Origin of the sequence: Pseudoalteromonas sp. S3776 (genome assembly GCF_005886915.1) — a bacterium.
Taxonomy (GTDB): domain Bacteria; phylum Pseudomonadota; class Gammaproteobacteria; order Enterobacterales; family Alteromonadaceae; genus Pseudoalteromonas.
The window spans coordinates 1-406 of record NZ_PNCU01000189.1; the positions used below are offsets into that span (position 1 = coordinate 1).

The following is a 406-nucleotide window of genomic DNA, read 5'->3' on the forward strand; positions in this document are numbered from 1 at the left end:
AGTGTATCGAGAAAAAAGCTTTTGATATACTGCTAAAGGATAGTCATAAAAAACTTCTAAGGTACTACCCAGATTTTGAAGCAGTACTTGCATATCATGTAATGCAGCGTGTATAAATTCCACTCTCCTATCTGCTTTATTCTCGAGCTTATTCAAAATATTTCTATCGAAAATAAAAACAGGTAATACCGGATACCCTGATTTTAATGCCTGATACAAAGCGGAATTATCTGCCAAGCGAAGATCTCTACGAAACCAGCAAATAGCAATTTCCTTTTTCATAGCAATACAACAACTTATTTTGAGAATAGATAAAAAAATACCCCATCAGTAGTGTTGGTGTATTTTTAAATATCAACAATAGTGCTATTCCTGAACGCGGAATTCAACCCTGCGATTCAATGCT

General features: G+C 34.5%; 1 protein-coding gene. It reads right to left on the minus strand.

Features of this window, described 5'->3' with window-relative positions; all coding sequences use genetic code 11:
* Positions 1-282, minus strand: a 282-nt coding sequence (locus CWC16_RS19580) for a deoxyribodipyrimidine photo-lyase (RefSeq protein WP_138542700.1), incomplete at its 3' end; no start/stop codon positions are given.
* Between the last annotated feature and the right edge of the window lie 124 nt (positions 283-406).